At 73.0% G+C, this 7448-nt stretch carries 5 protein-coding genes and 1 pseudogene; 1 reads left to right on the forward strand and 5 read right to left on the reverse strand.

Going from position 1 to position 7448, the window contains the following annotated elements:
- The coding region (locus CCN72_RS32275) for a cell division protein PerM (protein WP_244174584.1) at positions 1–1245 on the reverse strand (1245 nt) is incomplete at its 3' end.
- Between the two features lie 113 nt (positions 1246–1358).
- On the opposite strand from CCN72_RS32275, the gene CCN72_RS32280 reads away from it, so the two are divergent.
- Positions 1359–2411 (forward strand): sigma factor-like helix-turn-helix DNA-binding protein, encoded by a 1053-nt coding sequence (locus CCN72_RS32280; protein ID WP_086811744.1) that lies wholly within the window; start codon positions 1359–1361, stop codon positions 2409–2411.
- Positions 2412–2535: 124 nt separating this feature from the next.
- Here the strand turns inward: CCN72_RS32280 and sucD are convergent, their stop codons facing one another.
- The 4 genes and pseudogenes from sucD to CCN72_RS32305 form a co-directional block, all read right to left on the reverse strand.
- Positions 2536–3420: a succinate--CoA ligase subunit alpha gene (gene sucD / locus CCN72_RS32285; RefSeq protein WP_037655968.1), complete on the reverse strand. Its 885-nt coding sequence runs from the start codon at positions 3418–3420 to the stop codon at positions 2536–2538.
- 27 nt (positions 3421–3447) lie between these two features.
- Positions 3448–4626, reverse strand: coding sequence for an ADP-forming succinate--CoA ligase subunit beta (gene sucC, locus CCN72_RS32290; protein ID WP_086811745.1), 1179 nt, complete (start codon positions 4624–4626; stop codon positions 3448–3450).
- A 513-nt stretch (positions 4627–5139) separates the two neighbouring features.
- Positions 5140–6297 (reverse strand): VWA domain-containing protein, encoded by a 1158-nt coding sequence (locus tag CCN72_RS32300; RefSeq protein ID WP_086811747.1) that lies wholly within the window; start codon positions 6295–6297, stop codon positions 5140–5142.
- Positions 6294–7016: pseudogene (locus tag CCN72_RS32305) on the reverse strand (DUF5682 family protein); the annotation flags it as partial. The pseudogene CCN72_RS32305 and the gene CCN72_RS32300, both read right to left, overlap by 4 nt.
- Positions 7017–7448 lie beyond the last annotated feature (432 nt).

The raw sequence follows: 7448 nt of genomic DNA on the forward strand, positions 1-7448 counted from the left end.
CGCGGTCCAGGCGCCGGCCGCCGGGCCGGTCTGCCACCACAGGGGGCCGAAGCGGGAGAGCGCGCCGATGCCCAGCGGGCCCCCTGAGAGGGTGGCGAGCAGGGCCAGCAGCAGGGTGCAGACCACAGCCGTCAGCAGGGTCACGCCGGTGGTACGGACCGCCGACCAGCGCACCCGGGGCGGCTCCCGGTGCCCCCGGCGTCGTACCGCCGCGCGGGCCACGAACCACCCGGCCACCACTCCGGCCGCCAGCGGCACCAGCGCGGCCGCCCAGTTCAGCCGGGTGCCGGGGCCCGCGTCCGGGACCGCCGCGAGCAGCGGGAACGGCGGCAGCAGCGGGGCCGGGTCGGAGGCCAGCGGGTGCACCGGATGCCCGACGCCGAGGACGAAGCCGGGGCCGAGGGCGTAGGAGGCGGCCCACACGGAGGCGTTGGGAACCAGCGCCATGCCGAGCAGCAGCACCGCGAACCGTCCCGTCCACCCCTCCGTCAGCTGGAGGAACGACGCCCGCGCCGCCTCCCCGTGCCACACCGTCGAGGCGGCGACGAGCAGCGCACCGCCGCCGACCAGTACGGCGGTCGATGCCCCGGCGGCCCGTACGGCCGTGTCCACCCGGGCCCGCGCGTCCGCGCCGAACACCAGCCGCCGTACCGGACCCGGCACCGCCTTCAGCACGATGAGCAGCGGCTCGGGCGGGCAGCCGTGCGCCGACCAGACCCCGGCGCCCGCCCCGGCCGCCGCGACCAGGGGCAGGGACACCGTCAACCAGCCCCAGGACGGCCGCAGTTCACCGCCGGAGCAGTACGCCGCGACGGCGGTGCCGACCGCGAGATAGCCGAGGACCACGCCGAGCCAGGCCGTGCGTACGGGTACCGGGGGCGGTCCGTCGGGCTCGGCGGAGGCGTCCGTGGCGTACCGGCCCGCCCGGTACAGCAGCCAGGCGGGCAGCGCGAGCAGCAGCAACGGGGTGACGCCCACCGGGAGGGGCGCGCCCGAGAGGGTGTCGGTGCGGACCAGTTCGACGCCGTGCGCCAGCAGCCACAGCGCGGCGGCGATGTGCAGCGCGCCGCCCGGCCCACTGTCGGGGTACGGCGAGCTGATCCACAGGGCGAGGACCAGCACGGTGAGCACGCCGAGGCCGAGCCCGGCCGCGACCACGCCGTTCAGCAGGCTCGCGGACAGGCCGGGCGAGCGGTCGCGCAGCCGGGTGGAGAGAGGGGTGAGCGACGGTCGGCGCGCGGTCATCTGGGTCACCCGGCCATGGTCCCAACGACACGCGCTTTCCCGGCGTAACAGGTGAAGCACCGTAGTGTCGCTCAATATATGTTTATGTCACTTATCGTACGAAAGGGTGCACGGTGAGCACGCAGATCTCCGCAAGCCCGTTGCCACCGCCGAGGGAACGCCGACGCCTGCGCCAGTCCCGCTCCCTGACCCGGGCTCAGCTGGCCAGACGCCTCGGCGTGGCCCGCGCCACGGTGCGCGCGTGGGAGTCGGGGCGCCGGGCGCCGGCCGGTGCCGAGGGGCGGGCGTACACCGAGTTCCTCGGTGCGTTCGCCCCGCCGACGGGTCCTGACGAACCGTCCGTGAAGCCGGTCCCGGGAAAGCCCGAGCCGCTGACGCCCGCTCAGGCCTTCGACGCGCTCTACGCCTTCTGCGCCCCGGCCCTCGTACGCCAGACCTATCTGCTGTGCGGGCGCCGCGAACTGGCCCGGGAGGCGGTGGAGCGCGCCTTCCAGCTGGCCTGGCAGCGCTGGCCCGAGGTGGCCAGGGACCGGGATCCGGCCGGGTGGGTCAGGGCGGTGGCGTACGACTGCGCGCTCTCGCCCTGGCACCGGTTCCGCCCCTGCTACCGGCACCCGGAGCCGCCGCCGGCCGACCCGGCGGACCGGGATCTGCTGGGCGCGCTGCTCAAGCTGCCGCCGTCGTACCGGCGCACGCTGGTGCTGTACGACGGGGTCGGCCTCGATCTCCCGGAGACGGCGGCGGAGACGGAGGCGAGCACCCCGGCGGCGGCGAACCGGCTGACGCACGCGCGGGAGGCAATGGCCGCGCGGGTCCCCGAGCTGGCGGACACGGCGCTGCTGCACCGCCGGCTGACGGAACTGTCCTCCCGCGAACGCCTGCGCGCGTCCCGCCCCCCGACGGTCCGCACCCTCGGCGAACGCCGCAACGTCTTCTGGACCCGGGCGGCGATCGCCTTCACGGTGACGATCATCGGCGCGACGACGCTCACCCTGCGCACGGCGCCGACCCACTACGAACCCCCGATCGCCCCCGCCCGGGCCGTCCAGGGCGTCCCCCGCGCGGTCCCGATGGGCCCCCTGTCCCGCGACGAACTGGCCCTGCGGTCGAAGCTCCACGGGGAGGCGTCGTCGGGCAGCGAACGCATCGAACCGACGCCTCGGTGACCTGCGGAACCCGCCTGCATGGCAAGCGAGAACGCCGGTAGGCCCGCCCCGGGAAACGGGACGGGCCTACCGGCGTTCAGGTCAGAAGCTCAGCTCGTCGAAAAGCCCAGCTCTGCCGAATTGATCACGCGCCCAGGATCTCGCGGGCGAGCTTGGCCGTCTCGGTCGGGGTCTTGCCGACCTTGACGCCCGCGGCCTCCAGGGCCTCCTTCTTCGCCTGCGCGGTGCCGGAGGAACCGGAGACGATCGCGCCGGCGTGACCCATGGTCTTGCCCTCCGGCGCGGTGAAGCCCGCGACGTAACCGACGACCGGCTTCGTCACGTTCTCCTTGATGAACGCGGCGGCACGCTCCTCGGCGTCACCACCGATCTCACCGATCATCACGATGAGCTCGGTCTCGGGGTCCTCCTGGAACGCCGCGAGCGCGTCGATGTGCGTGGTGCCGATGATCGGGTCGCCACCGATGCCGACGGCGGTCGAGAAGCCGATGTCACGCAGCTCGTACATCATCTGGTACGTCAGCGTGCCGGACTTCGAGACCAGGCCGATGCGGCCCGGCTTGGTGATGTCGCCCGGGATGATGCCGACGTTCGACTGACCCGGGGTGATGATGCCGGGGCAGTTCGGGCCGATGATCCGGGTCTTGTTGCCCTTCTTGCCGGCGTACGCCCAGAACGACGCCGAGTCGTGCACGGCGATGCCTTCGGTGATCACGACGGCCAGCTCGATCTCGGCGTCGATGGCCTCGACGACGGCGTCCTTCGTGAACTTCTCCGGCACGAAGATGACGGAGACGTTGGCGCCGGTCTTCTCGATGGCCTCCTTGACGGTGCCGAAGACGGGTACCTCGGTGCCGTCGAAGTCCACGGTCTGACCCGCCTTGCGCGGGTTCACGCCGCCCACGACGTTCGTGCCGTCACCGAGCATGAGCTTGGTGTGCTTCATGCCGGTGGCGCCGGTCATGCCCTGGACGATGACCTTGCTGTCCTTGTTGAGCCAGATAGCCATGGTGTGTCGGTGTCCTCGTCCTCGTGCTTACTTGGCGGCGGCCAGCTCGGCGGCCTTGGCGGCCGCGCCGTCCATGGTGTCGACGCGCTGCACCAGCGGGTGGTTGGCGTCCGTGAGGATCTTCCGGCCCAGCTCGGCGTTGTTGCCGTCGAGGCGGACGACGAGCGGCTTCTCGACCTTCTCGCCGCGGTCCTCCAGGAGCTTCAGGGCCTGCACGATGCCGTTGGCGACCTCGTCGCAGGCGGTGATGCCACCGAAGACGTTCACGAAGACGGACTTGACGTCCGGGTCGCCCAGGATGATCTCCAGGCCGTTCGCCATCACCTGGGCGGAGGCGCCGCCACCGATGTCCAGGAAGTTGGCGGGCTTCACGCCACCGTGGTTCTCACCGGCGTACGCGACGACGTCCAGGGTGCTCATGACGAGACCCGCGCCGTTGCCGATGATGCCGACCTCACCGTCGAGCTTGACGTAGTTGAGGTTCTTCTCCTTGGCGGCGGCCTCCAGCGGGTTGGCCGCGGCCTTGTCGTGCAGCGCCTCGAAGTCCGGGTGACGGAACTCGGCGTTGTCGTCCAGGGAGACCTTGCCGTCCAGGGCGATGACCTCACCCGAGGCGACCTTGGCCAGCGGGTTGACCTCGACCAGGAGGGCGTCCTCCTTGATGAAGGTGTCCCACAGCTTGACCAGGACGTTGGCGACCTGGTCGGCGACCTCGGCCGGGAACTTGGCGGCCGCGACGATCTCGCGGGCCTTCTCCGGGGTCACGCCGTCGATCGCGTCGATCGGCGTCTTGGCGACGGCCTCGGGGCGGGTGGCCGCCACCTCCTCGATCTCCATGCCGCCCTCGACGGAGGCGATGGAGAGGAAGGTGCGGTTCGCACGGTCGAGGAGGAAGGAGACGTAGTACTCCTCGACGATCTCCGGGGCGGTCTCGGCGATCATCACCTTGTGGACCGTGTGGCCCTTGATGTCCATGCCGAGGATGTCCGTCGCACGCGCGACGGCCTCGTCCGCGGAGGCGGCCAGCTTGACGCCACCGGCCTTGCCACGACCACCGACCTTCACCTGCGCCTTGACGACGGACTTGCCGCCCAGACGCTCGGTGATCTCGCGCGCCGCCTCAGGCGTGTCGATGACTTCACCGGCCAGCACCGGTACATCGTGCTTGGCGAAGAGGTCCCTCGCCTGGTACTCGAACAGGTCCACGCGCTTCCGTCCCTATCAGTGATCTCGCGGTTCGTTGGATGCGTGGGCGTGCCGCGAAGGGCAACGTGACGTCCGCTTGTCACTAGGGGGGCGCACACGGTGTCCGAGCGCGCGGCATGTCCGTCTCGCAGGTTATCGCCGCTTGCGGGGGGTCCCTAAATCGAGGGTCACACGTGAGCGGTGATACCTGTCACATGATGCCGGGTTCTCTGGCACGCCGTGCCGCACCATCCTCACCCTACCGGCGGGTACGAGGCCTCACCGGGCTGGGGTTGACCCGGTGAGGCCCCCGGACGACCCCGATGGCGCCGGGGCCGGAACGGTTGATCCCCACCCCAATGGGGACCACCCGCCCCACCCACGGGGCTCCGTCCGGTCGGTCCGACGGCATTCGGCCGACCGGGTGCGGCCGCCCCACGGAGCGAGGTGGCCGGGCGGCGGGCGGATGCGCCGGCTACCCGATGCCCCCTCCGACGCCCCGTACGCCACACGGGTTCCCGGTTCCCCCCTTCGTTACGCCGTCTCCGGTATCGGCAGCGGCCGCTTCTCCAGCGCCGCCGCCATCACCTCCGGGAACAGCTCGGGGGTGCAGGCGAAGGCCGGGGCGCCGAGGGCGGCGAGCGCCGCCGCGTGCTCCCGGTCGTAGGCCGGCGCGCCCTCGTCCGACAGCGCGAGCAGCGTCACGAACTGCACCCCGGACGCCTTCATGGCCGCCACCCGCTTGAGCATCTCGTCGCGGATGCCGCCCTCGTAGAGGTCGCTGATCAGCACGACGACGGTCTCGGCGGGCCGGGTGAGGTGCGCCTGGCAGTGGGCGAGCGCGCGGTTGATGTCCGTGCCGCCGCCGAGCTGGGTGCCGAAGAGGACGTCCACCGGGTCGTCCAGCTGGTCGGTGAGGTCGACCACCGCCGTGTCGAAGACGACCAGGCGGGTGCTGATCGAGCGCATGGAGGCGAGGACGGCGCCGAAGACGGAGGCGTAGACCACGGACGCCGCCATCGAGCCGGACTGGTCGATGCAGAGGATCACCTCCTTCTTCACCGACCGCGCGGCGCGGCCGTAGCCGATGAGCCGCTCCGGTACGACCGTGCGGTGCTCGGGCAGGTAGTGCTTGAGGTTGGCCGCGATGGTGCGGTTCCAGTCGATGTCGTGGTGGCGCGGCCGGGTGACGCGCGCGCTGCGGTCCAGGGCGCCGGTCAGGGTGGCCCGGGTGCGGGTCGCGAGCCGCTTCTCCAGGTCGTCCACCACCTTGCGCACGACCGCCCGCGCCGTCTCCTTCGTGGTCTCCGGCATCGCCTTGTTGAGCGAGAGCAGCGTGCCGACCAGGTGCACATCGGCCTCCACCGCCTCCAGCATCTCCGGCTCCAGGAGCAGGGCGGAGAGTCCGAGCCGGTCGATGGCGTCGCGCTGCATGATCTGGACGACGGAGGACGGGAAGTACGTGCGGATGTCGCCGAGCCAGCGGGCCACGGACGGCGCCGAGGCGCCCAGCCCGGCCGTGCGCTCCCGGCCCGACTGCGGTCTGTCCCCCTTGCCATAGAGCGCGGCGAGCGCTCCGTCCATGCCCGCGTCCCGCCCGGACAGCGCGCATCCGGTGCCGTCCGCCTGCTCCCCGCCGAGCACGAGGCGCCAGCGCCGCAGCCGCTCCGTCGGTTCCGTCCCGGTCGTCATACGCCCACCCCCGTGAGGTTCTCTTCCTCGGTCGCGGTCCCGAGCAGCAGCCGCAGCACGGGACGTACGGCATCGGCGCGCCCGGCATCCGGCTCGACGCCGAAGCCCGGTGCGCCGGGTCCCCGAGCCGCCGGGCCGCCCCGGCCCCCCGGTCCGCGCCGCACCAGTTCGCCGAGGGTTCTGCGCACCCCCGGGTCGTATGCCGCGAAGGTGCGCCGCAGCAGCGGCAGTACGTCCGTGAACGCCTCCGCCGGCACCCCGGTCAGCCAGCTGTCGACCAGGCCGAGCAGCCGCTCGTCGTGCACCAGCAGCATGCCGCCCCCGCCGCCGACGAACCCCTCGATCCAGGCGGCGGCCTCCACGGGCGGCGTCCCCCGCGACAACGCGACCCCCATCAACCGCGCCGCCTCACCGGCCCCCAGCTCCCCTTCATCCATCAACAACCGCACCGCCCGCCCTCGCACCACCCCGGCAACGGCGTCCCGCCCCGCGAGCCCCCGCAACACCGCCCGCCAACGCCGCCGCAGCCCCAGAAGGCTCCGGACGCGGTCGGTGCTCTCGGGGACGGGGGGCACGCTTCCGCCGACGCCGGGCGCCGGGCCCTCGGGAACGGAGGGCACCCTTCCGCCGATGCCGAGGGCCGGGGCCGTCGTCCCGCTTGCACCGGCGCCGGGGTCCGGGGGCGATGCCGGGCTGCCACCGGCGGCTGGGGCCGGGGGCGACACCGTGCCGCCATCAGCGGCTGGGGCCGGGGGCGACACCGTGCCGCCATCAGCGGCTAGGTCCGGGGTCGACGCCGTGCCGCCATCGGCCGCTGGGGCCGGGGTCGAAACCGGGCTCCCGCCGGCGCCAGGTACCGACGTGGCCGCGGCGCCCCCACCGGCGTGCGAGAGCGCGGCGGCACTCGCACTCCGATCGGCGCCGACCGCCGGGGACGATGCCACGCCTCCACCGGTGCCCGGGGCCGGGGTGGCCGCGGCGCTCTCGCCGGTGCCGACGGTCGCGGTGGGCGCCGTACTTGTGTCGGCAACGGCACCCACGCCGGCCGCCTCCCCCGGACCGGCCCCCTCGGCGCCGTCCGAGCCCGCGCCATCCGGCCCACCCACACCCTCCGGCCCGCTCATGCCTTCCGGGCCCGCGCCACCCGGCCC

The sequence above is a fragment of the Streptomyces murinus genome (assembly GCF_002154555.1).
Lineage (GTDB): Bacteria > Actinomycetota > Actinomycetes > Streptomycetales > Streptomycetaceae > Streptomyces > Streptomyces murinus.

Excerpts from the sequence above, each read along its gene's own strand:
- CCN72_RS32300 (WP_086811747.1), bottom strand. The coding sequence starts at position 6,297 with ATGACGACCGGGACGGAACCGACGGAGCGGCTGCGGCGCTGGCGCCTC.
- sucD (WP_037655968.1), bottom strand. The coding sequence starts at position 3,420 with ATGGCTATCTGGCTCAACAAGGACAGCAAGGTCATCGTCCAGGGCATG.